Source organism: Streptomyces sp. NBC_00513, assembly GCF_041431415.1.
Taxonomy (GTDB): domain Bacteria; phylum Actinomycetota; class Actinomycetes; order Streptomycetales; family Streptomycetaceae; genus Streptomyces.
On sequence record NZ_CP107845.1, the window covers coordinates 2,505,952 to 2,531,048 of the forward strand.

The 25,097-nt window shown below is 71.9% G+C and carries 22 protein-coding genes; 11 read left to right on the forward strand and 11 right to left on the reverse strand.

The window, feature by feature from the left end:
- Positions 1–38: 38 nt before the first annotated feature.
- From OHA84_RS11780 to OHA84_RS11805, 6 genes are all read left to right on the forward strand, one after another.
- Positions 39–1,568, forward strand: coding sequence for a leucyl aminopeptidase (locus OHA84_RS11780; protein WP_053676092.1), 1,530 nt, complete (start codon positions 39–41; stop codon positions 1,566–1,568).
- A gap of 311 nt (positions 1,569–1,879) precedes the next feature.
- Entirely contained in the window at positions 1,880–3,268 is a 1,389-nt protein-coding gene (gene lpdA, locus OHA84_RS11785; protein ID WP_053676093.1) for a dihydrolipoyl dehydrogenase, read from the forward strand.
- 93 nt (positions 3,269–3,361) lie between these two features.
- The gene (gene sucB / locus OHA84_RS11790) at positions 3,362–5,182 is read left to right on the forward strand and encodes a 2-oxoglutarate dehydrogenase, E2 component, dihydrolipoamide succinyltransferase (RefSeq protein WP_266971822.1); all 1,821 of its coding nucleotides are present in this window, start codon (positions 3,362–3,364) and stop codon (positions 5,180–5,182) included.
- A gap of 237 nt (positions 5,183–5,419) precedes the next feature.
- Complete coding sequence (locus OHA84_RS11795) at positions 5,420–6,043, forward strand: GntR family transcriptional regulator (RefSeq protein WP_053676140.1); 624 nt, start codon at positions 5,420–5,422, stop codon at positions 6,041–6,043.
- A gap of 314 nt (positions 6,044–6,357) precedes the next feature.
- Positions 6,358–9,042 (forward strand): pyruvate dehydrogenase (acetyl-transferring), homodimeric type, encoded by a 2,685-nt coding sequence (gene aceE / locus OHA84_RS11800; RefSeq protein ID WP_266947208.1) that lies wholly within the window; start codon positions 6,358–6,360, stop codon positions 9,040–9,042.
- Between the two features lie 145 nt (positions 9,043–9,187).
- Positions 9,188–9,706 carry a DUF4240 domain-containing protein gene (locus OHA84_RS11805; RefSeq protein ID WP_053676096.1) on the forward strand — a complete coding sequence of 173 codons (519 nt, stop codon included), beginning with the start codon at positions 9,188–9,190 and terminating at the stop codon, positions 9,704–9,706.
- Positions 9,707–9,758: 52 nt separating this feature from the next.
- On the opposite strand, the gene OHA84_RS11810 is transcribed toward OHA84_RS11805, so the two are convergent.
- Positions 9,759–10,529 (reverse strand): SDR family NAD(P)-dependent oxidoreductase, encoded by a 771-nt coding sequence (locus tag OHA84_RS11810; RefSeq protein WP_266971819.1) that lies wholly within the window; start codon positions 10,527–10,529, stop codon positions 9,759–9,761.
- Positions 10,530–10,615: 86 nt separating this feature from the next.
- Here OHA84_RS11810 and OHA84_RS11815 point away from each other — a divergent pair, with 86 nt between their 5' ends.
- Positions 10,616–11,278, forward strand: a complete 663-nt coding sequence (locus OHA84_RS11815) for a TetR family transcriptional regulator (protein WP_266971817.1) — start codon at positions 10,616–10,618, stop codon at positions 11,276–11,278.
- A 171-nt stretch (positions 11,279–11,449) separates the two neighbouring features.
- Here the strand turns inward: OHA84_RS11815 and glnA are convergent, their stop codons facing one another.
- Positions 11,450–12,859 (reverse strand): type I glutamate--ammonia ligase, encoded by a 1,410-nt coding sequence (glnA, locus tag OHA84_RS11820; RefSeq protein ID WP_053676099.1) that lies wholly within the window; start codon positions 12,857–12,859, stop codon positions 11,450–11,452.
- A gap of 185 nt (positions 12,860–13,044) precedes the next feature.
- On the opposite strand from glnA, the gene OHA84_RS11825 reads away from it, so the two are divergent.
- On the forward strand, positions 13,045–13,512 hold the full coding sequence (locus OHA84_RS11825) for an RDD family protein (protein ID WP_053676100.1): 468 nt from the start codon (positions 13,045–13,047) through the stop codon (positions 13,510–13,512).
- Between the two features lie 127 nt (positions 13,513–13,639).
- On the opposite strand, the gene OHA84_RS11830 is transcribed toward OHA84_RS11825, so the two are convergent.
- The 4 genes from OHA84_RS11830 to lipB form a co-directional block, all read right to left on the reverse strand.
- Complete coding sequence (locus tag OHA84_RS11830) at positions 13,640–14,338, reverse strand: DUF4191 domain-containing protein (RefSeq protein ID WP_053676101.1); 699 nt, start codon at positions 14,336–14,338, stop codon at positions 13,640–13,642.
- Positions 14,339–14,347: 9 nt separating this feature from the next.
- A complete protein-coding gene (locus tag OHA84_RS11835) occupies positions 14,348–14,545 on the reverse strand; it encodes a hypothetical protein (RefSeq protein WP_053676102.1) in 198 nt (65 codons plus the stop codon).
- A gap of 275 nt (positions 14,546–14,820) precedes the next feature.
- On the reverse strand, positions 14,821–15,768 hold the full coding sequence (lipA, locus tag OHA84_RS11840) for a lipoyl synthase (protein ID WP_053676103.1): 948 nt from the start codon (positions 15,766–15,768) through the stop codon (positions 14,821–14,823).
- 109 nt (positions 15,769–15,877) lie between these two features.
- The gene (lipB, locus tag OHA84_RS11845; RefSeq protein ID WP_053676104.1) at positions 15,878–16,675 is read right to left on the reverse strand and encodes a lipoyl(octanoyl) transferase LipB; all 798 of its coding nucleotides are present in this window, start codon (positions 16,673–16,675) and stop codon (positions 15,878–15,880) included.
- A gap of 270 nt (positions 16,676–16,945) precedes the next feature.
- Here lipB and OHA84_RS11850 point away from each other — a divergent pair, with 270 nt between their 5' ends.
- Entirely contained in the window at positions 16,946–18,385 is a 1,440-nt protein-coding gene (locus OHA84_RS11850; RefSeq protein WP_053676105.1) for a hypothetical protein, read from the forward strand.
- 101 nt (positions 18,386–18,486) lie between these two features.
- On the opposite strand, the gene OHA84_RS11855 is transcribed toward OHA84_RS11850, so the two are convergent.
- From OHA84_RS11855 to OHA84_RS11865, 3 genes are all read right to left on the reverse strand, one after another.
- Positions 18,487–19,749: an FAD-dependent oxidoreductase gene (locus OHA84_RS11855; RefSeq protein WP_053676106.1), complete on the reverse strand. Its 1,263-nt coding sequence runs from the start codon at positions 19,747–19,749 to the stop codon at positions 18,487–18,489.
- Positions 19,750–19,936: 187 nt separating this feature from the next.
- The gene (locus tag OHA84_RS11860) at positions 19,937–20,827 is read right to left on the reverse strand and encodes a TIGR01777 family oxidoreductase (protein WP_266971813.1); all 891 of its coding nucleotides are present in this window, start codon (positions 20,825–20,827) and stop codon (positions 19,937–19,939) included.
- 148 nt (positions 20,828–20,975) lie between these two features.
- Positions 20,976–21,674 carry a VIT family protein gene (locus OHA84_RS11865; protein WP_063839435.1) on the reverse strand — a complete coding sequence of 233 codons (699 nt, stop codon included), beginning with the start codon at positions 21,672–21,674 and terminating at the stop codon, positions 20,976–20,978.
- An 87-nt stretch (positions 21,675–21,761) separates the two neighbouring features.
- On the opposite strand from OHA84_RS11865, the gene OHA84_RS11870 reads away from it, so the two are divergent.
- Positions 21,762–22,847 carry a PP2C family protein-serine/threonine phosphatase gene (locus OHA84_RS11870; RefSeq protein ID WP_266971811.1) on the forward strand — a complete coding sequence of 362 codons (1,086 nt, stop codon included), beginning with the start codon at positions 21,762–21,764 and terminating at the stop codon, positions 22,845–22,847.
- A gap of 196 nt (positions 22,848–23,043) precedes the next feature.
- Here the strand turns inward: OHA84_RS11870 and OHA84_RS11875 are convergent, their stop codons facing one another.
- On the reverse strand, positions 23,044–23,298 hold the full coding sequence (locus OHA84_RS11875; protein ID WP_053676109.1) for a hypothetical protein: 255 nt from the start codon (positions 23,296–23,298) through the stop codon (positions 23,044–23,046).
- 118 nt (positions 23,299–23,416) lie between these two features.
- On the opposite strand from OHA84_RS11875, the gene OHA84_RS11880 reads away from it, so the two are divergent.
- A complete protein-coding gene (locus OHA84_RS11880) occupies positions 23,417–23,788 on the forward strand; it encodes an ArsC/Spx/MgsR family protein (RefSeq protein WP_266947227.1) in 372 nt (123 codons plus the stop codon).
- A 364-nt stretch (positions 23,789–24,152) separates the two neighbouring features.
- Here OHA84_RS11880 and OHA84_RS11885 read toward each other — a convergent pair whose 3' ends face one another.
- Positions 24,153–25,082 (reverse strand): Gfo/Idh/MocA family protein, encoded by a 930-nt coding sequence (locus OHA84_RS11885; protein ID WP_266974104.1) that lies wholly within the window; start codon positions 25,080–25,082, stop codon positions 24,153–24,155.
- Positions 25,083–25,097: the final 15 nt, after the last annotated feature.

Sequence of the window (25,097 nt, forward strand, 5' to 3'; positions counted from 1 at the left end):
GCGCCCACATACACAAACGGAAGCGAGACTTCACCACCGTGACTGCTCTGACTCTCAGCACTGCCGGCGCCGCGACGTTGCGCGCCGACGCCCTCGTGGTCGGCGTGGCGAAGGGCGCCAAGGGCCCCGTGGTCGCCGCAGGCGCCGAGGCCGTGGACAAGGCGTTCGGCGGAAAGCTCGCCACCGTGCTTGACGCGCTCGGCGCCTCGGGCGCGGAAGGCGAGATCACCAAGCTGCCCGCGCCCACCGGCCTCAAGGTCCCGGTCGTGCTGGCGGTCGGTCTGGGCTCCGTACCGGAGCAGGACGAGTCCTACGACGAGGAGGCGCTGCGCCGCGCCGCCGGATCCGCCGCCCGCGCCCTGCACGGCGTGAAGAAGGCCGCCTTCGCGCTTCCCCTCGACGACGCCTCCGCCGTCACCGCGGTCGCCGAGGGCGCGCTGCTCGGCGCGTACGCCTTCACCGTCTACCAGGGCGGCGAGAAGAAGGCCGCCAAGGGCGAGGGCCCCAAGCAGCCCCTCGCCGAGATCGCCCTGCTCGGCGCCAAGCCGCGCGACAAGGAGCACAAGGCCGCGGCCGAGCGCGCCATCGTCGTCGCGACCGAGGTCAACATCGCGCGTGACCTGGTCAACACCCCGCCGAACGACCTCACCCCCGAGGCCTTCGCCGCCGTCGCGTCCGCGGCCGCGAAGGAGAACGGCATCAAGGTCCAGGTGCTGGACGAGAAGGCCCTCGTCAAGGGTGGCTTCGGCGGCATCATGGGCGTCGGCAAGGGCTCCGAGAACCCGCCGCGCCTGGTGAAGCTCAGCTACACCCACTCCAAGGCGGCGAAGACCCTCGCCTTCGTCGGCAAGGGCATCACCTACGACTCGGGCGGCATCTCCCTGAAGCCGGCCGGTCACAACGAGACGATGAAGTGCGACATGGCCGGCGCCGCCGCCGTGTTCGCCGCCGTCGTCGCGGCCGCCAAGCTGGGCCTCCAGGTCAACGTCACCGGCTGGCTCGCGCTCGCCGAGAACATGCCGTCCGGCTCCGCCACCAAGCCCGGCGACGTGCTGCGCATGTACAGCGGCAAGACCGTCGAGGTCCTCAACACCGACGCCGAGGGCCGTCTCGTCCTGGGCGACGCGCTGACCAAGGCCTCCGAGGAGAACCCGGACGCGATCGTCGACGTCGCCACCCTGACCGGCGCCATGGTGCTGGCCCTGGGTGACCGGACCTTCGCCGTGATGGCCAACGACGACGCCTTCCGCACCTCGATCCACGAGATCGCCGAGGAGGTCGGCGAGGCCTCCTGGCCGATGCCGCTCCCCGCGGACCTGCGCAAGACCATGGACTCCCCCACCGCCGACATCGCCAACATGGGTGTCCGCATGGGCGGCGGCCTGGTGGCCGGCCTCTTCCTCCAGGAGTTCGTCGGCGAGGGCATCACCTGGGCCCACCTCGACATCGCGGGCCCCGCCTTCCACGAGGGCGCCCCGTACGGCTACACCCCCAAGGGCGGCACCGGCTCGGCCGTGCGCACCCTGGTGCGGCTGGCCGAGCGCACCGCCACGGGCGACCTGGGCTGACGCGACCGCGATCCGTCTCGCCAGGTGGGACGGAACGCGCCCCGGGACCCCGGTCGGGGTCCCGGGGCGCGTTCGCCCTGGACGAAACCTCGAGGATCAGTAGGTTTCTACGCAGTGGTAACCCCCGGTTCGGGCGGAACGACGGTCCAGAGCCGGGGCCCGGCGTCCCGCGTTCCCCCGACAAATGCGAAGATGGGTTCTCGGCAGGACAGGGCCCCCACCACAGGGCCGAAGAAACAAGCGGCCGATTACCAGCCGCCGCCCCGGTCACAGAGGACCGGTGCCCGGCGCACATGCATGGAGGACGTGACGTGGCGAACGACGCCAGCACCGTTTTCGACCTAGTGATCCTCGGCGGTGGCAGTGGCGGTTACGCCGCGGCGCTGCGCGCATCCCAGCTGGGTCTCGACGTTGCGCTGATCGAGAAGAACAAGCTCGGCGGCACCTGCCTGCACAACGGCTGCATCCCCACGAAGGCACTGCTGCACGCCGGTGAGATCGCGGACCAGGCGCGCGAAGCCGCCCAGTTCGGTGTCAAGGCCTCCTTCGAGGGCATCGACATCGCGGGTGTGCACAAGTACAAGGACGACGTCATCTCGGGCCTGTACAAGGGTCTCCAGGGTCTCGTCGCCTCGCGCAAGGTGACCTACATCGAGGGTGAGGGCCGCCTCTCCTCGCCGACCTCCGTCGACGTCGACGGCCGCACCATCCAGGGCCGCCACGTCCTGCTGGCGACCGGCTCCGTGCCGAAGTCGCTGCCGGGCCTGGACATCGACGGAAACCGCATCATCTCCTCGGACCACGCGCTCGTCCTGGACCGCGTGCCCGAGTCCGCGATCATCCTGGGCGGCGGCGTCATCGGCGTCGAGTTCGCCTCGGCGTGGAAGTCCTTCGGCACCGACGTCACCGTCATCGAGGGTCTCAAGCACCTCGTGCCGGTAGAGGACGAGAACAGCTCCAAGCTTCTTGAGCGCGCGTTCCGCAAGCGCGGCATCAAGTTCAACCTCGGCACCTTCTTCGAGAAGGCCGAGTACACCGAGAACGGTGTCCGCGTCACCCTCGCCGACGGCAAGACCTTCGAGGCGGAGGTGCTGCTGGTCGCGATCGGCCGCGGCCCGGTCTCGCAGGGTCTGGGTTACGAGGAGCAGGGCGTCGCGATGGACCGCGGCTACGTCCTGGTCGACGAGTACATGCAGACCAACGTGCCGAGCATCTCGGCCGTCGGTGACCTCGTCCCGACCCTGCAGCTCGCACACGTCGGCTTCGCCGAGGGCATCCTCGTCGCCGAGCGTCTGGCCGGCCTCAAGGCCGTCCCGATCGACTACGACGGTGTGCCGCGCGTCACGTACTGCCACCCCGAGGTCGCCTCCGTCGGCATCACCGAGGCCAAGGCCAAGGAGATCTACGGGGCGGACAAGGTCGTGGCCCTGAAGTACAACCTGGCGGGCAACGGCAAGAGCAAGATCCTCAAGACCGCGGGCGAGATCAAGCTCGTCCAGGTCAAGGACGGTGCCGTGGTCGGCGTCCACATGGTCGGTGACCGGATGGGCGAGCAGGTCGGCGAAGCCCAGTTGATCTACAACTGGGAAGCTCTGCCGGCCGAGGTCGCGCAGCTCATCCACGCGCACCCGACCCAGAACGAAGCGCTCGGCGAGGCCCACCTGGCCCTTGCCGGCAAGCCGCTTCACTCCCACGACTAATCGTCACGGGCGCGACGACCACTTCCGTACTTCCCCAAGCTCTCGACTCCGCTCGAGCTGGGGGAGACCCCACCGTTAGGAGCAACTGAAACCATGTCGGTTTCCGTAACCCTTCCGGCGCTCGGTGAGAGCGTCACCGAGGGCACTGTCACCCGTTGGCTGAAGGCCGAGGGCGAGCGCGTCGAGGCCGACGAGCCGTTGCTCGAGGTATCGACCGACAAGGTCGACACCGAGATCCCGTCGCCCGTGTCCGGCATCCTGGCCTCCATCAAGGTCGCCGAGGACGAGACCGTCGAGGTCGGCGCCGAGCTGGCCGTCATCGACGACGGCTCGGGCGCCCCGGCCCCGGCCGAGGCCGAGACGGTCACCGCCGAGGCACCCGCCGAGGCTCCGGCCGAGGCCCCCGCCGAGGCGGCTCCGGCTGCCGAGGCTCCCGCCGCCGAGGCCCCGGCCGCCGAGGCACCCGCCGCCGCGCCTGCCGCGTCCGGTACGGACGTCACCCTCCCCGCCCTGGGCGAGAGCGTCACCGAGGGCACCGTCACCCGCTGGCTGAAGCAGGTCGGCGAGTCGGTCGAGGCCGACGAGCCGCTGCTGGAGGTCTCGACCGACAAGGTCGACACCGAGATCCCCGCCCCGGTCTCCGGCACCCTGCTGGAGATCCTGGTCGGCGAGGACGAGACCGCCGAGGTCGGCGCTCGCCTGGCCGTCATCGGTGTCGCCGGCGCGGCTCCCGCGGCTGCTCCGGCCGAGGCCGCCCCGGCTCCGGCCGAGGCCGCCGCTCCCGCCGCCGCCCCGGCTCCGGTGGAGGCTGCCGCTCCGGCCGCCGCCCCGGCTCCGGTCCAGGCCGCTCCCGCGGCTGCCGCTCCGGCTCCCGTGGCGGCTCCGGCCGCCGCTCCGGCGCAGGCCGCTCCGGCCGCTCAGGCTCCGGCCGCCGCGGCTCCCGTGGCCCCGGCCGCTCCCGCCGCTCCGGCCTCGGCCGGTGACGAGGGCGCGTACGTGACCCCGCTGGTGCGCAAGCTCGCCTCGGAGTCCGGCGTCGACCTGTCCTCGGTCTCGGGCTCCGGTGTCGGTGGCCGTATCCGCAAGCAGGACGTCCTGGCCGCCGCCGAGGCCGCCAAGGCCGCCGCCGCCGCTCCGGCGCCGGCAGCCGCCGCTGCCGCTCCGGCCGCCAAGGCTCCGGCCGCGGTGTCCGAGCTGCGTGGCCAGACCGTCAAGATGACCCGCATGCGCAAGGTCATCGGCGACAACATGATGAAGGCCCTGCACTCGCAGGCGCAGCTCAGCTCCGTGGTCGAGGTGGACATCACCAAGATCATGAAGCTGCGCGAGAAGGCCAAGGGCGCGTTCCTGGCCCGTGAGGGCGTCAAGCTCTCGCCGATGCCGTTCTTCGTCAAGGCCGCGGCCCAGGCGCTGAAGGCCCACGCGGTCGTCAACGCCCGGATCAACGAGGACGAGGGCACCATCACCTACTTCGACTCGGAGAACATCGGCATCGCCGTGGACTCCGAGAAGGGCCTGATGACCCCGGTCATCAAGGGTGCCGGTGACCTCAACCTGGCGGGCATCTCCAAGGCGACCGCCGACCTGGCCGCCAAGGTCCGCGGCAACAAGATCACGCCGGACGAGCTGTCGGGCGCGACCTTCACCATCAGCAACACCGGCTCGCGCGGCGCCCTGTTCGACACGGTCATCGTGCCGCCGAACCAGGTCGCCATCCTGGGCATCGGTGCCACGGTCAAGCGCCCGGTGGTCATCGAGACCGCCGAGGGCACGAACATCGGCATCCGCGACATGACGTACCTGACCCTGTCCTACGACCACCGCCTGGTGGACGGCGCGGACGCGGCCCGGTACCTCTCGGCCGTCAAGGCCATCCTGGAAGCCGGCGAGTTCGAGGTCGAGCTCGGCCTGTAGGGCTCACGCCCCCGCGGCATCCGCTCGATACGGCGTCCCCGTCCGGAACCACTCCGGGCGGGGGCGCCGTCGTCGTGTCCGGGCGGCGTCCCCGCCGGGTGGGGCGAGCCGGCCGGAACGGTCTTGTAACCAGCCTCACCCGGGGTCCCCGCCCCGGAACACCTCGCTCAGGGCTACTCCGCCGTATTGTCTACGCATCAGAGCCCTGCGTGCCCCTCAGGAGATGAAGCGCCGATGATCACCCCACCCGTCGTGCACTCGCTGCGCGAGCAGATCCGCGAGCACATCGTGGAGGGGATCGTCAGCGGCCGTTGGAAGCCCGGCGAGCGGATCGTCGAGCGCCGGATCGCCGTCGAGCTGGAGGTCAGCCAAACGCCCGTACGGGAGGCGTTGCGCGAGCTGGAGACGCTGCGGCTGATCGAGTCCGCGCCGAACAAGGGCGTCCGCGTACGGAACCTCTCCGCGGCCGACCTGGAGGAGATCTACCCGGTCCGGGCCGGTCTGGAGCAGATCGCCGCCGAGCTGGCCGCGCCCCGGCTGGCGGCCGACTGCACGGCGCTGGAGCCGCACGTGGCGGCCCTGTGGGAGGCGGACCGCACCGAGGACGGCACGGCGCAGGTGCGGCACACGGTGGGCTTCCACCGCGAGATGGTGCGGGCGGCCGGGAACAGCGTGCTGCTGCACACCTGGGAGAGCCTGGGCATCGAGGTGTTCACGGCCCTGTCCATCCGCTGGCTCGGTACCGTCCAGAAGTCGTACGCGGAGGAACACGAGGCGCTCGTGGCGGCGTTCCGCGGTCAGGATCCGGACATCGGGCTGCTCGTGAAGCGGCATGTCCTGGGCTGCGCGCCGCGCGCCTGACGAACGTCCCCGCGCCTTCGGCAAGACTGCTGAAACCGCTTCCGACCTGGGGTTTCGAGCGGCTCTCCAGGGAGCCGCCGGCGCGTCGACCTGTACTGGTTCCACGACGCGAGACCACCGGCACCGGGTGCCTTGAGCCATGGCACCCGGTGCCGACTTTCGCCCCTTGGACATTTAATTGTCACTTTTATTTGATCGATCATCGATCAGCGCTTTACAGTCAACGCGGACCCCACCCGGGTCCATCGACCCTGTCCTGCCCGTCAGGGATTTTCTTCACCACCTCTCCTTTGTCCGGAAGGCGGCGCACACCGATGTCCGACCCCGTAGGAAAGCTTCCGAGCGAGCTCGACCAGCTCCCGGACCGCGACACCGAGGAGACCGCCGAATGGGCGGCCTCCCTCGACGCCGTCGCCAAGGCCGCCGGTACGCGCCGCGCCGAGTACCTGCTCCGTCGTACCCTCCAGCACGCCGAGGCCGCCGGTCTCGCGCTGCCGAAGCTCCTTGAGACGGACTACGTCAACACCATCCCCACCGCCGCGGAGCCGGAGTTCCCCGGCGACGAGGCGATGGAAGCCAGGATCACCGCGTGGAACCGCTGGAACGCGGCCGCCATGGTGACCCGCGGCTCCAAGTACGGCGTCGGCGGCCACATCGCCACCTTCGCCTCGGCGGCCTGGCTCTACGAGACCGGCTTCCAGCACTTCTTCCGCGGGAAGGAGGCCGACGGATCGGGCGACCAGCTCTACATCCAGGGCCACGCCTCCCCCGGCATCTACGCGCGCGCCTTCCTCGACGGCCGCGTCTCCGAGCAGCAGCTCGACAACTTCCGCCAGGAGTCCGGCGGCAATGGCCTGCCGTCCTACCCGCACCCACGGCGCCTGCCGTGGCTGTGGGAGTTCCCGACGGTGTCCATGGGCCTCGGCCCGCTGTCCGCGATCTACCAGGCGCGGTTCAACCGCTACCTGCACAACCGCAGCATCAAGGACACCGCGAACTCGCACGTCTGGGCCTTCCTGGGCGACGGCGAGATGGACGAGCCCGAGTCGACCGCCGCCCTGGCCCTCGCCTCCCGCGAGCAGCTCGACAACCTGACCTTCGTCATCAACTGCAACCTGCAGCGTCTCGACGGTCCGGTCCGCGCAAACTTCCGCGTGGTCCAGGAGCTGGAGGCCCAGTTCCGCGGCGCCGGCTGGAACGTCATCAAGTCCCTGTGGGGCTCCGCCTGGGACGAGTTGTTCCAGCTCGACACCACCGGCGCCCTCGTGCGCCGCCTGCGCGAGGTGCCGGACGCGCAGTTCCAGACGTACGCGACCCGCGACGCGGCCTACATCCGCGAGCACTTCTTCGGCGCCAACGCCGAACTCGTGCAACTCGCGGCCGTGCTGTCCGACGCGAAGATCGCCGAGTGCTTCCACACCTCCCGCGGCGGCCACGAGCCCCGCAAGGTGTACGCCGCGTACAAGGCCGCCCTGGAGCACAAGGGCGCGCCGACGGTCATCCTCGCGCAGACCGTCAAGGGCTACACGCTGGGCGCCGGGTTCGAGTCGAAGAACGCGAACCACCAGATGAAGAAGCTCACGATCGACGAGTTCAAGAGCATGCGCGACAAGCTCGACCTCCCGATCCCGGACAGCGCCTTCGTCGACGGCCAGGTCCCCTACGGCCACCCGGGCGCGGACAGCCCCGAGGTGCGGTACCTCAACGAGCGCCGCGCGGCCCTCGGCGGCCCGGCCCCGGCCCGCAAGGTCAAGCCCGTGGCCCTGCCGGCCCCGGCCGACCGCTCCTTCGCCCCGCTCCTCAAGGGCTCCGGCAAGCAGGAGATGGCCACCACCATGGCCTTCGTCCGGCTCGTCAAGGACCTGATGCGGGACAAGGAGACCGGCAAGCGCTGGGTGCCGATCGTCCCCGACGAGGCCCGTACCTTCGGTATGGAGTCCCTCTTCCCGTCGGCCGGCATCTACTCGCCGCTGGGCCAGACGTACGAGCCGGTCGACCGCGACCAGCTCATGTACTACAAGGAAGCCAAGGACGGCCAGATCCTCAACGAGGGGATCACCGAGGCCGGCGCCATGGCCGACTTCATCGCCGCCTGCACGTCGTACGCGACGCACGGCGAGCCGATGATCCCGTTCTACATCTTCTACTCGATGTTCGGCTGGCAGCGCACCGCCGACCAGATGTGGCAGCTCGCCGACCAGCTCGGCAAGGGCTTCATCGTCGGCGCCACCGCCGGTCGCACCACGCTGACCGGTGAGGGCCTCCAGCACGCCGACGGCCACTCGCACCTGATCGCGTCCACGAACCCGGCGTCGCTCAACTACGACCCGGCCTTCGCGTACGAGATCGCGGTGATCGTCAAGGACGGTCTGCGCCGCATGTACGGCGAGAAGCCGGAAGACGTCTTCTACTACCTGACGGTCTACAACGAGCCGAAGGTCCAGCCCGCCATCCCGGAGGGTGTCGAGGAAGGCATCCTCAAGGGCCTGTACCGCTTCAACACCGCGGCCGACCTCGCCGAGGCGGCCCCCGCCGCCGATGCCCCGAAGGTCCAGCTCATGGCCTCCGGCACGGCGATCCACTGGGTCCTGGACGCCCAGAAGCTCCTCGCCGCCGACTGGAACGTGGCCGCCGACGTCTGGTCCGCCACCTCCTGGGGCGAGCTGCGCCGCGACGCGCTGGAGTGCGACGAGGCGCTGCTGCGCGGCGAGGTGCGCACTCCGTACGTCACCCGCGCGCTGGAGGGCGTCACGAGCCCGGTGCTGGCCGTGTCCGACTGGATGCGTCAGGTCCCGGACCAGATCAGCCAGTGGGTGGAGCAGGACTACACCTCGCTGGGTACGGACGGCTTCGGCCTCTCCGACACCCGCGAGGGCGCCCGCCGGCACTTCGGTGTCGACGCCCAGTCCATCGTGGTGGCCGCGCTGGCCCAGCTCGCCCGCCGCGGCGAGGTGCCGGCGTCCGCCATCAAGGAGGCCCGCGAGCGCTACGGCCTGTAGGGCCCGGGCGCCCCGTCGCGCCGAGTCCGACGCGCCACCCTACGGCCGAAGGCCGGTGTCCGCCCCGCCAATGGGGGGCGGACACCGGCCTTTGGCCGTATGAGCGGTGGCGGCACGGGGGTGGACCCGTGATGCTGGAGCGGTGATGGACGAGACGGAGTTCTGGGAGATCGTCGACCGTACCCGCGAGGCCGCCGAGGGCGACCCCGAGGAGCACGCCGAGCTGCTCGTGGAGCGGCTGGCGCAGCTCGACCCGGACTCCGTGCTGGACTTCGCCCGGCACTTCGAGTCGCGGTACAACCGCGCGTACACCTGGGACCTCTGGGGCGCGGCCTGGGTGCTGCTCGACGGGGCGAGCGACGACGCGTTCGACTACTTCCGGTGCTGGCTGATCGGCCAGGGGCGGGAGGTCTTCGAGGGCGGGGTGCACGATCCCGACCACCTGGCGGAGCTGCTGGGCGACTTCGACGAGGAGATCGACGGCGACGGCGAGGAGCTGGGGTACGCGGCGGACGAGGCGTACGAGCAGCTGACCGGTTCGGTGGCGCCGGACCTCGGGGTCCCGCTCCAGGCGGCCGAGCCGGAGGGCGCTCCCCTCGACTTCGAGAACGAAGCCGTGCTCGCGGAACGCTTCCCCCGGCTCTGGGACCGGTTCAGGGGCTGACGCCGGTCGGTGGCGCGTGCGGGCGGCGCGGGTCAGTCGTGGCCGGCGCGCCTCAGTAGTGCGTGCCGCCGTCGATGCGGATCTCCGTGCCGGTGATGAACGCGCCGTCCTCGGACCCGAGCATCGCGACGACGCCGGCCACCGTTTCCGGGCCCGCGAAGCCCTGGCCGAGGGCCGGGGCGAGCTTGGTGAACAGGCTCCAGTCGGTGTCCTCGGGCAGGCCCGGGCCGTTGCCGGTGGTCATGCCGGACTCGATGGAGCCGGGGGCCACGGCGACGAACCGCAGGCCCTGCTTGCTGTACTCGGCGGCCAGGGCGTGGGTCATGGACTGGATGCCGCCCTTGCTGGCCGCGTAGGCGGACATGTAGGGGTGCGCGAAGGACGCCGAGGTGGAGCTGAAGTTCACGACGACCGGTTGGTCGCCCGCCAGCAGCGCCGGGATCGACTCGCGGATCACCAGGAAGGTGCCGGTGAGGTTGACCGCGATGACCTTGTTCCAGAAGTCGAGCGTGGTCTGGTGGGTGTGCGAGGAGCGCAGGATGCCGGCGGCGTTCACCAGCACGTCGAGCCCGCCGAGGCTCGCGACGGCGCCGGCGATCCCGGCCCGTACGGCCGCCTCGTCGGATATGTCGAGGACGGCGGTGGTGAGGCGGTCCCCGTGACCGTCGGCGCCGGCCCGGTCCGCCGTGTTCTTGAGCCCGGCTTCGTCGACGTCCACGGTGTGTACGCGGCCGCCCTCGGCGAGGATGCGGTGGACGGTGGCCCGGCCGATGCCGGAGCCGCCGCCGGTGATGAGGACGCGACGTCCTTCGTAACGGTTCATGGGGGCGAGCGTACGACCAAGTGACACGTTTTGCCAGAGTGTCAATGCATGCATCGGCCGAGCCTGTCGGACGGTAGGCTTCATACGTGAGATCCCCTCGTCCGTACTCTCCCCAGGCCGGCCCCGGAGCCCAGTCGCTGACCGAGCGCCGCAAGGCCGCCACCCAGCTCGACATCGCCCGCGCCGCCTGCGAACTCTTCGCCGAGCACGGCCCCGACGGCACCACCGCCGAGGACATCGCCCACCGCGCCGGCGTGGCCCTGCGCACGTTCTACCGCTACTTCCGCAACAAGCAGGAAGCCGTTGCCCCCCTGCTCGCCGGCGGCGGTGACGCCTGGCGCGCGTTGCTCGCCGAGGAGGATCCCGGCACCCCCCTGGCCGAGGCGCTGGAGCGCGCCGTCACCCGCTCCCTCGGCGACTCCCGGGCCGTCGAGGAAGGCCTGAAGGTGACGCGCGGGCTGCTGCGGGCGGCCACCGGCGACGAGGCCCTGCGGGCCGTCTGGTACCGCGTGAACCAGGACTCCGAGGAACGCCTGGTCCCGGTGATCGCCCGGCTCGCCGGACCGGACGCCGACGCCCTCGGCGTCCGTCTCCTGGCGGCGGCCGCCACGGACGCGATCCGCATCGCCCTGGAACTCTGGTCGGCCACCGACGCCCCGGTCGCGGGCCCCGGCTCCCCGGCCGAACTCGCGGTCCGCTGCCTGCGCGAGCTGACGGGCGCGATGCCCCTGTTGCACCGCCCGACCTGAGGGACCGCATCCCGGAAGCGGCGAAGCGCCCCGGAAACGACGAAGCGCCGCCCTCCGCTCCGTGAGGAGTGGAGGGCGGCACGGCCACGGGCGCGGGCGCCTGCGGCAAGGTCGCGGAGCGGCCGTCCGGCGGCCCGTCGTGCGGGTTCCGCCGGTGGACGCTCGGGGCGACTAGATGTCGAAGTACATCTCGAACTCGTGCGGGTGCGGGCGCAGCGCGATCGGGGCGATCTCGTTGGTGCGCTTGTAGTCGATCCAGGTCTCGATCAGGTCCGGGGTGAAGACACCGCCGGCGAGGAGGTACTCGTGGTCCTCCTCCAGGGCCTTGAGGACGTCCTCCAGGCTGGTCGGGACCTGCGGGACGCTCGCGTGCTCGTCGGGGGAGAGCTCGTAGAGGTCCTTGTCGATCGGCTCCATCGGCTCGATCTTGTTCTTGACGCCGTCGAGGCCCGCGAGCAGCAGCGCCGCGAAGGCGAGGTACGGGTTGGACGACGGGTCCGGGGCGCGGAACTCGACGCGCTTGGCCTTCGGGTTCGAGCCGGTGATCGGGATGCGCATCGCGGCGGAGCGGTTGCGCTGCGAGTACACCATGTTGACCGGCGCCTCGAAGCCCGGCACCAGGCGGTGGTAGGAGTTCACCGTCGGGTTGGTGAAGGCCAGCAGCGACGGGGCGTGCTTCAGGATGCCGCCGATGTAGTAGCGGGCGGTGTCCGAGAGGCCCGCGTAGCCGGCCTCGTCGTAGAACAGCGGGTCGCCGTTCGCCCACAGCGACTGGTGGACGTGCATGCCCGAGCCGTTGTCACCGAAGATCGGCTTCGGCATGAAGGTCGCGGTCTTGCCGTTGCGCCAGGCGACGTTCTTCACGATGTACTTGAAGAGCATCAGGTCGTCGGCCGCGGCGAGCAGCGTGTTGAACTTGTAGTTGATCTCGGCCTGGCCGCCGGTGCCGACCTCGTGGTGCTGGCGCTCGACCTGGAGGCCCTGGGCGTCCAGTTCCAGCGAGATCTCGGCGCGCAGGTCGGCGAAGTGGTCGACCGGGGCGACGGGGAAGTAGCCGCCCTTGTAGCGGACCTTGTAGCCGCGGTTGTTCTCCTCGGAGCCGGTGTTCCAGGCGCCGGCCTCGGAGTCGATGTGGTAGAAGCTCTCGTTCGCGGTCGTCGCGAAGCGCACGCTGTCGAACACGTAGAACTCGGCCTCGGGGCCGAAGTACGCGGTGTCGGCGATGCCGGTGGAGGCGAGGTACGCCTCGGCCTTCTTCGCGATGTTGCGCGGGTCGCGGCTGTAGGCCTCGCCCGTGATCGGGTCGTGGATGAAGAAGTTGATGTTGAGCGTCTTGTCCTTGCGGAACGGGTCCAGGCGCGCGGTGGTGATGTCGGCGCGCAGCGCCATGTCGGACTCGTGGATCGCCTGGAAGCCGCGGATGGAGGATCCGTCGAAGGCGAGCTCCTCCGCCGGGTCGAACGCCCGCGCCGGGATGGTGAAGTGCTGCATCACACCAGGCAGGTCACAGAAGCGGACGTCGACGAACTTGACGTCGTTCTCCTCGATGTACTGCTTCACTTCGTCGGCGTTCTGGAACATCCAACTCCTCCTACTCCCGACCCCGGGGCAGGGGCGGGCTTTATAGCTCGTGGTGCGTCAGTGCGGTGCCGCACGCTGACCCGACCATAAGCAGACGGGATTTCTCAAGCATGACCCATTTGTTTCGCACAAGTTAACCAGGGTCCCGTCCGGGGCGCCGGAGAGCGCACCGGTACCGTGGTCGGGTGGACAACAGGCAAGCAATCGGATCCTGGCTTTCCGGCCCCCGCGCGGCCGCCGAGGAGATGGGCGTCGACTTCGGCCATCCGGGCGAGCGCCTGGGCCTTCCCCGTTCGGGGCCCGGCTCGGTGGCCCGTTTCGGGCGTCGACTCGGCGCCGTCGTCATCGACTGGGTCGGTTGTCAGCTGATCGCCTACGCCCTGATCACGGGCGGTGACCTGGACGCTTCCAGCCCGTGGACGCTGGCGCTCTTCCTGAGCCTCACGTTCCTGACGGTGGGCACGGTGGGCTTCACCCCCGGCAAGCGGATCCTGGGACTCCGGGTCATCGCGCTGGACGGCTCGCGCCTGGGCCTCGGCCGGGTGGCGCTGCGCACCCTGCTGCTGGCCCTCTTCGTCCCCGCCCTGATCTCGGACCGGGACGGCCGGGGCCTGCACGACCGGCTCGCCGGCGCGGTCCAGGTCCGCATCTGAGGAACGGCGCGCGTCGCGGAGAACACGACGACAGCGCGCCCAGAGCACGACGAGACGGGGGTGCCCCCGGAGCCATCGGCTCCGGGGGCACCCCCGTGTCGTATACGAAAAGCAGGTCAGCGCATTGTCAGCGCATCTTGCCGCCGCGCGGCATGCGCGTGCCCTTCGGCATGGGGCCCTTCGGGACCGGCATGTTGCTCATGAGGTCACCCATGGCCCGGAGCTTGTCGTTCACCTGCGTGATCTGCGGGCCGGCCAGCACGCGCGGCAGCTTGAGCAGCGTCGTACGGACCTTCTTGAGCGGGACCTCGCCCTCGCCGGTGCCCACGATGAAGTCGTGCACCGGGACGTCGGGCATGATCCGGGCCAGCTTCTTCTTCTCGGCCGCGAGCAGGACCTTGACCCGGTTCGGGTTGCCCTCCGCGATCAGGACGACGCCCGCCTTGCCGACGGCCCGGTGGACGATGTCCTGGTTCCGGTTCATCGCGACGGCCGGGGTGGTGGTCCAACCCCGTCCCACGTTGTCCAGTACGGCCGCGGCAGCGCCCGGCTGTCCCTCCATCTGCCCGAAGGCAGCCCGCTCGGCCCGTCGCCCGAAGACGATCGCCATCGCGAGGAACGCCACCAGGAAACCCAGGATGCCCAGGTAGACCGGGTGGCCGATCAGGAAGCCGATCGCAAGAAAGACACCGAAGGTGACGATTCCCACGCCCGCGACGATCAGACCGACCTTCGGATCGGCCTTGCGCGTCATCTTGTACGTCAGGGCGATCTGCTTCAGTCGCCCGGGGTTCGCAGCAGTCTCTGCGTTTGACTTCCTCGCCATAAGGCGAGTTTACGTGGCCTGCGGACGGCGGGTCGCCGCGGCCTCGAGTACGTGCTCGGTTTCGACCCGATCCTTGGCCCTGCGGCGGTCCTCCAGGACCGCGCTCCAGGCGTTGCGGCGGGCGCCGCTCATGAGCAGCGACTCGATGCCCCGGAAGGCGTCTGTGAAGGACGGGATGGCGATGGCGCGTACGGGCGCGGCCTGCATGATGTCGATCCCTCTCACGGTGCTCACGACGGCTGGGAGTGAAGCGGTGGTACGTGGAGCGAAGCGGTGGTGCGCGCTGCGCGATGTGCGGTGCGTGCAGCAATCGTCACTGACTGGTGTTACCAGGGCGTGACCGGTCGGTCAAATGCGATGAACATGTTGGGCGCGAAAACACTGACGCGGCCCACCCGACTCATCCTGGAATGAGCCTAGGGGCCGCGTCGGCGCGGTGTTACTGTTCAGTAAGTTATTGTGCGGGACTTCACACGCCCACGTCAGACGGTGGCGCGCTTCTCCATCGCCTGCTGGTAGAGGCGCCCGGCGCGGTACGAGGAACGCACCAGCGGACCGGACATCACACCGGAGAAGCCGATCTCCTCGGCCTCCTTCGCCAGCTCGACGAACTCGGCCGGCTTGACCCACCGCTCGACGGGGTGGTGGCGCGGCGAGGGGCGCAGGTACTGGGTGATGGTGATGAGCTCGCAGCCGGCCTCGTGCAGGTCCTTGAGGGCCTGCGTGACCTCCTCGCGCTCCTCGCCCATGCCGAGGATCAGGTTCGACTTCGTGATCAGGCCGTAGGCGCGCGCCTTGGTGATCACGTCGAGGGAGCGCTCGTAGCGGAAGCCGGGGCGGATCCGCTTGAAGATCCGGGGAACCGTCTCGACGTTGTGCGCGAAGACCTCGGGGCGGGAGGCGAAGACCTCCTCCAGGAGTTCCGGCACCGCGTTGAAGTCGGGGGCCAGCAGCTCGACCTTGGTGTGGCCGGTCTCACGGCCCGCCGTCTGCTGGTGGATCTGGCGCACGGTCTCCGCGTACAGCCAGGCGCCGCCGTCGGGCAGGTCGTCGCGGGCCACGCCGGTGATCGTCGCGTAGTTCAGGTCCATGGTGACCACGGACTCGCCGACACGACGCGGCTCGTCCCGGTCGAGGGCCTCGGGCTTGCCCGTGTCGATCTGGCAGAAGTCACAGCGCCGGGTGCACTGGTCGCCACCGATGAGGAAGGTGGCCTCGCGGTCTTCCCAGCATTCGTAGATGTTCGGACAGCCGGCTTCCTGGCACACCGTGTGCAGTCCTTCGCCCTTCACCAGGGCCTGCATCTTGGTGTACTCGGGGCCCATCTTCGCCCGGGTCTTGATCCACTCGGGCTTGCGCTCGATGGGGGTCTGGGCGTTACGGACCTCGAGGCGCAGCATCTTGCGTCCGTCGGGTGCGACTGCGGACACGACCGGCTCCCTGTGACTTCGATTCTTCGGCGCCCACCAGGGTACGCCCGTAATTTCATACGTTCTTACGTCCGCCAACCTGGGGGCGGCCGGACGCATTCCCCGGGCCTCAGCCGGCGGCGGGCTCGATCTCCCTCGGTCGGAGCTCCGCCTGCTCCAGGACGTCCTTGAGGTGCCGCTCGATGACGGGCAGCACCTGGGCGATGGTGATCTCCCGGCCCAGTTCGTACGAGAGCGAGGTCACACCGGCGTCCCGGATGCCGCAGGGGATGATCCGGTCGAACCAGGTGTTGTCAGGATTCACGTTGATCGAGAACCCGTGCATGGTGACGCCCTTGGCGACCCGGATGCCGATGGCGGCGAGCTTGCGGTCCTCGCGGCGCTGGCCGGCGTTGGACGGGGCGTACTCGGGGCCGTTCAGCCGGGCGTCGAACTCGTCGTCGTGCATCCGGGGATCGAGGTCCAGCGAGAGTCCGCCGATGCCCGGTCGGTCCTCGACGGGGTCGCCGAGCACCCAGACACCGCTGCGCCCCTCGATCCGGGTGGTCTCCAGCCCGAACTCGGCTGCGGTCCTGATCAGCGCGTCCTCCAGCCGGCGGACGTGGGCGACCACGTCCACGGGGCGCGGCAGCTTCATGATCGGGTAGCCGACGAGCTGGCCCGGCCCGTGCCAGGTGATCTTTCCGCCCCGGTCCACGTCCACGACCGGCGTGCCGTCCAACGGCCGCTCGTTGTCTGCGGTGCGCCGACCGGCCGTGTAGACGGGCCGGTGCTCGACCAGCAGGCAGGTGTCCTCGATCTCGTCCGCGAAGCGGGCGGCGTGCACCCGGCGCTGCTCGTCCCAGGCCTCGGTGTACTCGACGAATTCCGGCCCGAAGCCCAGATGGACAAACCGAAGCTCAGTCACCGCAGCGCCTCCTCGTTGAACCTGCTGTGTGCACGCATCGCACCAGCCAAGGGTACGGCCGGCCGAAAGCGGCTCCTCAGGGCCCCGACGATCGCCTCGGTCGTCGCCCATACGGGCGGAGCGTGCCCATCCGTAAAGGACCCCGCAGGTTCTGCACACGATCGGATGAATGTGGGACAGAGGGGGCGGTGCGGGCGAAGTTCGCCGCTACATTCACGCCGTTCACAGGGCCGGGACTCCGGTCTTTCACGTCAGGAAACCGTGGAGCCGATGACGGAACGACCAGCCCAGCGCGTCCCCAACCGGCAACTCTCGGCGCTGATCGCGGAAGCCGGGTTCTCCAACGCCGGTCTCGCCCGCCGCGTCGACCAGCTCGGCCTGGAACACGGTCTCGATCTGCGGTACGACAAGACGTCCGTGACCCGGTGGCTGCGCGGCCAGCAACCCCGCGGGACGACCCCCGCGCTGATCGCGGAGGTCTTCACCCGGCGCCTCGGGCGGCGGCTGTCGGCCCAGGACCTGGGGCTCGACGCGTGCGCGCCCGTCTACGCGGGGCTGGAGTTCGCGGCCACCCCCGAGGAGGCCGTGGACATCGCGAGCGGACTGTGGCGCAAGGACTCCGGCTCGCACGCCGAGCTGCGCAAGATCGCCTTCACCCCGGCCGGTCTGGTGGTGCCCAGCCGGGACTGGCTGATCGGCCGGGCCGACGAACGGGTCGGGCGGGGCGCGGAGCCCGCCGGCTCGCGGGTCCCGACGCAGGGGCGGACGGCCGTGCCCCGCCAGCGGCAGATCGACCGGGCGCCCGGCCAGCGGGTGACGGGCGGGGACATCGCGGCGCTGCGGTCGGTGAGCGAACTGTTCCGGACCCTGGACGACACCTACGGCGGCGGGCACGCCCGGCAGGCGCTGGTGCGGTACCTGGAGCACGAGGCGGAGCCGATGCTGCGGGGCACGTACGGGGAGACCACCGGGCGCAGGCTGTTCGCGGCCGCCGCCGACCTGACCCGGCTCGCGGGTTGGACCTCGTACGACATCGCCGCACACGGGCTGGCCCAGCGGTACTTCGTGCAGGCGCTGCGGCTCTCGCAGGCCGCCGCCGACCGGCCGTACGGGTCGTACGTGCTGGTCACGATGAGCCGGCAGGCCGTCTACCTGGGGCACGGGCGGGAGGCGGTGCAGCTCGCCCGGGTCGCCCAGCAGGGCGTGGGCTCCGGGCCGCCGCCGGTGGTGCAGGCGTTGCTGCACTCGGCGGAGGCGCGGGGGCACGCGGTGTTGGGCGAGGTGCGGGCCTCGACGGCCTCGCTGGTGCGGGCGGAGCGGGCGCTGGGCGCGGCCCGGCCGGGGGACGACGTGCCGCACTGGGCCCGCTTCTACGACGAGGCGCAGTTGGCGGACGAGTTCGGCCACTGCCACCGGGATCTCCAGCAGTACCGGGCCTCGGCGCAGCACGCGGAGCGCTCGCTCCAGTTGCGGGCGCCCGGCCACGCGCGCTCGCGGCTGTTCTGCAGGGTGGTGCTGGCCACGGCCCGGCTGGGGCTCGGCGAGCTGGACCAGGCGTGCGCGCTGGGCGCGGAGGCGGCGCAGCAGGCGATGGAGATGCGGTCGGCGCGCGCGGTGGAGTACGTACGGGACTTCGAGCGGCGGCTGGAGCCGTACCGGGACGCCTCGGCGGTGCGGACCTACCGGGACCGGGTCGCCGCGCTGGTCTGAGCGGGCCCGCGCCCCGTCCCGGTCACGGGGGCGCGCGTGAGGGCCCGGCCCCCGGTCACGGGGCCGGGCCCTCACGCGTACGCGGCCGGGGCGGGACCGGCTCAGGCCGCCACCGGAACGGATCGTTCCGGGGCGGCCGGCACCGGGATGCCGAAGTCGCGCAGGACGGCCGTGCTCGCGCGTCGGGCGGAGTGCAGGGCCCCCTGGACGGTGTTGACGTCGCGGTGGTCGCCGCACACGTACAGCCCGGCCACGACCCGTACCGGGCGGCGCAGGTCGTACGGCGGGGGCATGGCCGGGACGGCCTCCGGGGTGTGGTGGACGGCGAGTGGCTCCCAGTCCCGGGTGGAGGTGTCGTAGAGCCGGGCGAGCCGGGAGGCGACCGTGCGGGTGGGCGGCGGCGGTCCGTGCACGGTGGTGGTGACCAGGCTCCGCCCGGCGGGAGCCCGCGTCGGGTCGACCGCACTCATCACGGTGGTGTGGGCGAGCGGCCACTTCGGGTCGGCGTCCAGGAGCAGGGAACCGTCCCACGGCAGCGGGACGGCGGTGCCGTGGTGGATGACGGTGACCTCGTGGAAGTTCGGCACCCGCAGCCCCGGCAGCAGGTCGGCGGCGGCCCGGGCGCCGGTGGCGAGCACGACGGAACGGCAGCTGAAGTCGCCGTGCTCCTCGGTGGTGACGAGGTTCGTCGCCACCGTGCGGACCCGCACCCCGGTCCGTACGGTGCCGGGCGGCAGGGCGGCGGCGAGCAGGTCGGGCAGGCTCGCGGCGCCGCCCTCGGGCACGGCGAGCCGGCCTCGGGCGAATCCGCGCAGGGCGAGGTCGGCGACCCGGCTGGAGGTGGTCAGTTCCGGGTCGCGGAGCAGGGTGGCGAGCAGGGGGCGCAGTACGCCGTTGACCGTGCGCGGCGGCAGTCCGCGGGTGCGCAGGGCGGCCGTCGCGGTGCGTTCGGGCCGGGCGAGCAGGCGCTCCACGGGCAGGGCGGCGAGCCGGCCGAGCGCGGCGCTGAGCCGGGCCTGGTCGAGGGAGCCGCCGGCCAGGGCGCGGGCGGGGGTGAGGGCCCCGGCGCGCTGCTGTTTGCCGTCGGCTCCCCGGATGAGGACCCCGGGCGCGAAGGGGCGCAGGACGAGCGCCTCCAGGCCCGGGGTGCGGGACGGTTCGGTGTACGAGGTGTTGAGGAGCTGGCCGGTCCGGTCGAGCCGGAAGCCGTCGACCGACTCGGTGGCCATCCGACCGCCGGGGTCGTTCGCGGCCTCCAGGACGGTGACCGTGACTCCCGCGGCGATCAGATGGTGTGCCGCCGCGAGTCCTGAGACTCCGGCTCCCACGATGACGACGTCTGCATGGTGTGCGCTGCTGAGCACGTGCCCCTCCCCGAGGTCGGCGCGGCTGTGTGGGGTTCCTCCTTCCCCCAACGGACTCCGGCAGAACCCGAGTCCGGTGCGGTATTGCGCACAACTCCGGTCGCACAGCGGTCGCATTCGGGTCACAAACGGTCGCACGTGAGCGGACGATGCTCCCCCGAGCCGCCGGGCCACCGGGCCGCCGCCCCTAGGCCAGCGCGGCCCTGATCGACTCGTCGATCCCCGGGTGGCGGAACACGAAGCCGGACTCCAACAGCTTCGTGGGACGCACCCGCTGACTTCCCAGCACGTCCTCGGCGAACTCGCCGAGGACGACGCGCATGACGGGCGCCGGCACGGCGCACACCGTCGGACGGTGCAGCACCCGCCCCATCGCCGCCGTCACCTCACGGTTGGTCCGCGGCTCGGGGGCCGTCAGGTTCACCGGACCGGACAGCCCGGACGCGGTGATCAGGTGGCGCAGGGCGGCGACCTCGTCGTGCATCGAGATGTGCGACCAGTACTGGCGGCCGTTGCCGAGCCGACCGCCGACGCCGGCCCGGAAGACGGGGAACAGCCGGCCCCACGCCCCGCCGTCGGCGGCGACGACCAGGCCGGTGCGGGCGAAGACCGTACGGATCCCGGCGTCCCGGGCCGGCGCGGCGGCCGCCTCCCACTCGACGCAGACGGAGGGCAGGAAGCCCTCCCCCGCCGGGGCGTCCTCGTCGACGACGCGGTCGCCGGTGTTCCCGTAGTAGCCGACGGCGCTCCCACTGACGAGGACCGGCGGTGGCTCGGCCATGTCCGCGACGGCCCGGGCGATGGCGGCGGTGCCGAGGACACGGCTGTCGCGGATCTCCCTCTTGTACGCGGCCGTCCAGCGGTGGTCGCCGACCCCGGCTCCGGCCAGGTGGACGACGGCGCCGCAGCCGACCAGCCCGGCGGGGTCCACGTACCCGCGCCGCGGGTCCCAGGTCGCCTCGTCCGGGGCGGCGGCGGGGCGGCGCACGAAGCGCACCACCTCGTGGCCGTCCACTTGGAGGGACCGTACGAGGACCTTGCCGATGAGGCCGGATGCTCCGGTGACCGCGATGCGCATGGCGCCAGTCTGCCCGCAGGTCGCGCCCGTGCACGGGCGACCCGGGGCGTGGCGCCCGGGGATCCACCGGGCGGGCCGCGCCGGGGTGGTCCGGGGACGGATAGGGCCCGGCGGTCCCGGTCGGGTCAGGTGCCGCCGATCCATCGGGTCAGGTGCCGCCGATCCAGGTGCCCACGGCGTAGGTGACGGCCATCGCGACCGCGCCGCCCGCCACGTTCCGCAGCACCGCCCGCGCGGCGGGGGCGCCGCCCAGGCGGGCGCCGGCCAGCCCGCACAGGGTCAGCGCCGCCAGCACGGCCGCCACCGTCACCGGCACCCGTGCCGACGGCTGCGGCAGGACGATCGCCAGGAGCGGGAGCAGCGCCCCCACCGTGAAGGAGAGCAGGCTCGCGAGGGCCGCGTGCCAGGGGTTCACCAGCTCGTCCGGGTTGATCCCCAGTTCCACTTGGGCGTGGGCCCGCAGGGCGTCGCGTGCCGTCAGCTGTTCGGCGGCCTCCCGGGCGAGTTCCCGGCTCAGGCCGCGCGCCGCCAGCATGTCCGTCAGCTCCGCGAGCTCCTCCTCCGGCTCGTCGGCCAGCTCCCGCCGCTCCACGGCCAGGGCGGCGCGTTCCGAGTCCCGCTGCGAACTGACCGACACGTACTCCCCCGCCGCCATCGACAGCGCCCCCGCCAGCAGCCCGGCCACTCCCGCCGTCAGGATCGCCGCGCGCGAGGTCGTCGCCCCGGCGACGCCCACCACCAGGCCCGCCGTGGAGATGATCCCGTCGTTGGCGCCCAGGACCCCCGCCCTGAGCCAGTTGAGCCGGGTGCTGATCTCCGCGCTCCGCGCGCCCGCCGATTCGGTCACCGCACCACTGTCGCGGGGCGGACCGCGCGAGGCCACCCGACGCTCACCCGGGGTGCGCCCCCGGCCGGCCGGGATCAGGGTGGAGGAGTGAGACGCGGACTCGAGGACTCCGGCCGGCTGCACGGGACGCCCCCGCCCCGCTGGGCCCGGCTTGCGCCCGTCGTGGCCGTGGTGGTGCTGTGCTGCGCGCAGTGGCTGACCCCCGGCGCGGAGCTGGGGTACTTCCTCGCGGCCCTGCCCGCGGTGGCCGCGTTCTCGTACGGCCCCCTGGGAACCTGCGCGTTCGCCGTACTGGTCCTCGTGCTGCTCGGCGTCCCCCAGCTCGGCGTGGCCAACGCCCGGGGCACGGACCTGGCCACCGTGGCCTTCGTCGGCCTGCTCAGCGTGGTGATCTCCTTCGTGCGGCGCCGTCGCGACGACCAGCTGGTCAGCGTCCGGACCGTCGCCGAGGCGGCCCAGCTCGCGGTGCTGCCACCGGTACCGGACCAGGTGGGTCCGGTGCACTGCTCCGGTCTGTACCGGGCGGCGCAGCGCGGCACGCTGGTCGGCGGCGACCTGTACGACGTGCGGGCCGGGCCGTACGGGGTCCGGGCGGTGGTGGCCGACGTCCAGGGGCACGGTCTGGCGGCGGTCGGGACGGTGGCCGCGCTGCTCGGCGCCTTCCGGGAGGCGGTCCTGGACGATCCCGAGCTGGCGGCGGTCGCGGCCCGGCTGGACCGGCGGCTGGTGGCCGACGCGGCGGCCGCCTCGATCCGGCACCCGGAGCTGTTCGCGACGGCGGTGCTGCTGGAGTTCCCGCCCGGACGGGATCTCGTACGGATCGTGTCGTGCGGGCATCCGCCCGTGCTGTTGCTCCGCGGCTCGACGACCGCGGAACTGGACGTGGAGCCGGGGCCCCCGCTGGGCCTGGGCCTGACCGTGCCCGAGCTGCCGAAGGTCGCCGAGGTTCCGCTGCTGCCGGGCGACCGGCTGCTCGCGCACACGGACGGGGTGACCGAGGCCCGCGACGCGGAGGGCGGCTTCTACCCGCTGGCCTCCCGGATCCCGGTGCTGGCCGACGACTCCGAGGGCCTGGTGCGGGCGGTGTGGCGGGACCTGGAGGCCTTCACCGCGGGCGGCCCGAGCGACGACGTGGCGGTCCTGCTCCTGTCCCTGCCGGCCATGGAAACGTGACCGGGCGTGCCGTAGCCGGGCGTGCCGTGACCACGCGTGCCGTGGCCGGGCCTGCCTGCCTGCCTGCCTGCCTGCCTGCCTGCCTGCCTGCCTGCCGAGGGTCCTACCGGCCGCGAGCGGCGCGGGCGCCCGGGCCGGGACGGCCCCGGGGGGCGCGGCGTCGCCGTGCCGCGGCCCCCGGAGCCCGCGTCGAACGTCAGCCGACGTCGCGGATGAAGGCGCGCACCATCTTGCAGGTCACGTTGGACGGCCGGTGGATCCCCACCCGCACCGCCATCGTCCGGATCTTGCGGTTGGTGGCGCGTCGAGCGTCGTAGGTCCCGGTGTCGAGCAGCGATATCGCCAGCCGCATCGCCTTCAGACGGCGGTTGTGGCTCTCGTACCACTCGCGGGGCAGCCCCGCCGGCAGTGGCTTCTTCTTGGGCATCGAAATGATCGCGGCAGCGGCCATCTACAGCCTCCCAAACGGTAGTTGGCTTCCTGTCGTGCTCCTTCGATTTTACCGGGGGGCACTGACAAAAGCCCCTGGCCAGACCGGCCCGGCACGACGCCTCGTTAGGCTTGGGCGCATGGAGATCTGGATCAATCCCGCCTGTTCCAAGTGCCGTGCCGCGCTGACCCTGCTGGACGCGGAGGGCGCCGACTACACGGTGCGCCGGTACCTGGAGGACGTGCCGTCCGAGGCCGAGATCCGCGAGGTGCTGGACCGCCTCGGGCTGGAGCCCTGGGACATCACGCGCACCTCCGACCCGCTGGCCCGCGAGAGTGGGGTACGGGAGCTGCCGCGCGAGGGGACGGACGCCGCGCGGGGCCGCTGGATCGCCCATCTGGCGGCGCACCCCAAGCTGATCCAGCGCCCGATCATCACCGCCGAGGACGGTACGGCCGTGATCGCCCGTACCGACGAGGCCGTGCGCGAGGCCATGTCCCGCAAGGCCTGAGCCGGCCGGTCGGCTCGATCCGACGGGCCGACTCAAGCCTCCGTCAGCAGGCGGGTGATCGCGTCGGCCGCCGTGAGCGGCATCGCGTGGTGCGTGACCCCCGGGGAGCACGTCGACCCGACCGGGCGGGAGGCCGTCCGCCGCTTCCAAACCAGGCTGCGGCACTCGGGGGTGCCTCGACCAGCAGCTTCTGCGCCTGAAACGAGGTCGTGCGGGCCTCGCGGACCAGGGTGACGGTGGACGGTGAAGTCCGCCCGCACGCGCGCGCATGGAGCCGCCCGGGCCGCGATCGACGCCCCGCCGCGAAGGCGAATCCCGCAGAGGGGCGGGGGGATGGACGGGACCAAGCCCCCCGCCCCACCCCTCACGCGCCCAACTGGCGCTCCGCCTCGGCCAGGATCTCCGTCAGCCGGAGCCCGAACCCCGCGTCCCGCGCGTCCGGCTCGCCCGTGCGGGCCGCCGCGAGCAGCGCGTCCAGCGCCCGACCGTAGGCGCCGGGCACGTCGCTCCACTCGGGCAGCTCGAAGATGCCCTCGGCCCCGCGCAGTTCCAGTCCCACCCCGGCGGCCGCCCGTGGCGCGCCCAGGCTGAGCACGGCGGTGCTGGCGGCGCCCGAGGCGTGACGCAGGGCCAGTTGCACCACGTCGGAGGGGCCCCGGGTGGCGGAGACTGCGGTGACGTCGCCGAGCACCGGGATCAGGACGGACAGGGCGTGCGGGCCGACGTCCCACAGCCCGCCCTTGGCCTTGCGCCAGGGCGAGTCGGGGTGACCGCCGGGGGTCCCGTCGGGCGGGTAGAGGGCGCCGAGCCAGTGGGCGGACGCGGTGAACCAGCCGGAGCGCCCGGTCTGCTCCTCGACCCACCCGGCGGTCGGCTGGGCGAACCGGAGGGTCAGGAAGACGACGGAGGCGACCTCGTGCTCCGCCGCGGCGGCGGCCACGGCCGAGGCGTCCGCCACCGTCGTCGCGACGGGCTTGTCGAGCAGCAGATGGCATCCGGCGGCGGCCGCGCGGACCGCGAGCGGAGCCTGTACGTCGGGCGGCAGGGCGAACGCCACGACGTCACAGTCGGCGAACAGTTCGTCGGGGTCTTCGTACACCTTCACGCCGTGGGCGCGGGCGAGTTCGGCCGCCGCCTCGGGGCGCCTGCCCCACACCCCGACGAAGTCGGAGCCGGCGTGCGCGGCGAGGGCGGGGGCGTGCGTGCGTTGGGCCCAGGGGCCGGTGCCCAGCAGGCCGACCCGGGGTCGGGGGCTCTCGGCGGCGTCCACGGAGGAGCCACCGGCGGAGTTCAAATCATACGAAATGCT

What these genes read in the sequence shown, in the direction of transcription:
- sucB (WP_266971822.1), top strand. Translation starts at nt 3,362, where the DNA reads ATGTCGGTTTCCGTAACCCTTCCGGCGCTCGGTGAGAGCGTCACCGAG.
- aceE (WP_266947208.1), top strand. Translation starts at nt 6,358, where the DNA reads ATGTCCGACCCCGTAGGAAAGCTTCCGAGCGAGCTCGACCAGCTCCCG.
- OHA84_RS11805 (WP_053676096.1), top strand. Translation starts at nt 9,188, where the DNA reads ATGGACGAGACGGAGTTCTGGGAGATCGTCGACCGTACCCGCGAGGCC.
- OHA84_RS11810 (WP_266971819.1), bottom strand. Translation starts at nt 10,529, where the DNA reads ATGAACCGTTACGAAGGACGTCGCGTCCTCATCACCGGCGGCGGCTCC.
- glnA (WP_053676099.1), bottom strand. Translation starts at nt 12,859, where the DNA reads ATGTTCCAGAACGCCGACGAAGTGAAGCAGTACATCGAGGAGAACGAC.
- OHA84_RS11830 (WP_053676101.1), bottom strand. Translation starts at nt 14,338, where the DNA reads ATGGCGAGGAAGTCAAACGCAGAGACTGCTGCGAACCCCGGGCGACTG.
- OHA84_RS11835 (WP_053676102.1), bottom strand. Translation starts at nt 14,545, where the DNA reads ATGCAGGCCGCGCCCGTACGCGCCATCGCCATCCCGTCCTTCACAGAC.
- OHA84_RS11850 (WP_053676105.1), top strand. Translation starts at nt 16,946, where the DNA reads ATGACGGAACGACCAGCCCAGCGCGTCCCCAACCGGCAACTCTCGGCG.
- OHA84_RS11860 (WP_266971813.1), bottom strand. Translation starts at nt 20,827, where the DNA reads ATGCGCATCGCGGTCACCGGAGCATCCGGCCTCATCGGCAAGGTCCTC.
- OHA84_RS11875 (WP_053676109.1), bottom strand. Translation starts at nt 23,298, where the DNA reads ATGGCCGCTGCCGCGATCATTTCGATGCCCAAGAAGAAGCCACTGCCG.
- OHA84_RS11880 (WP_266947227.1), top strand. Translation starts at nt 23,417, where the DNA reads ATGGAGATCTGGATCAATCCCGCCTGTTCCAAGTGCCGTGCCGCGCTG.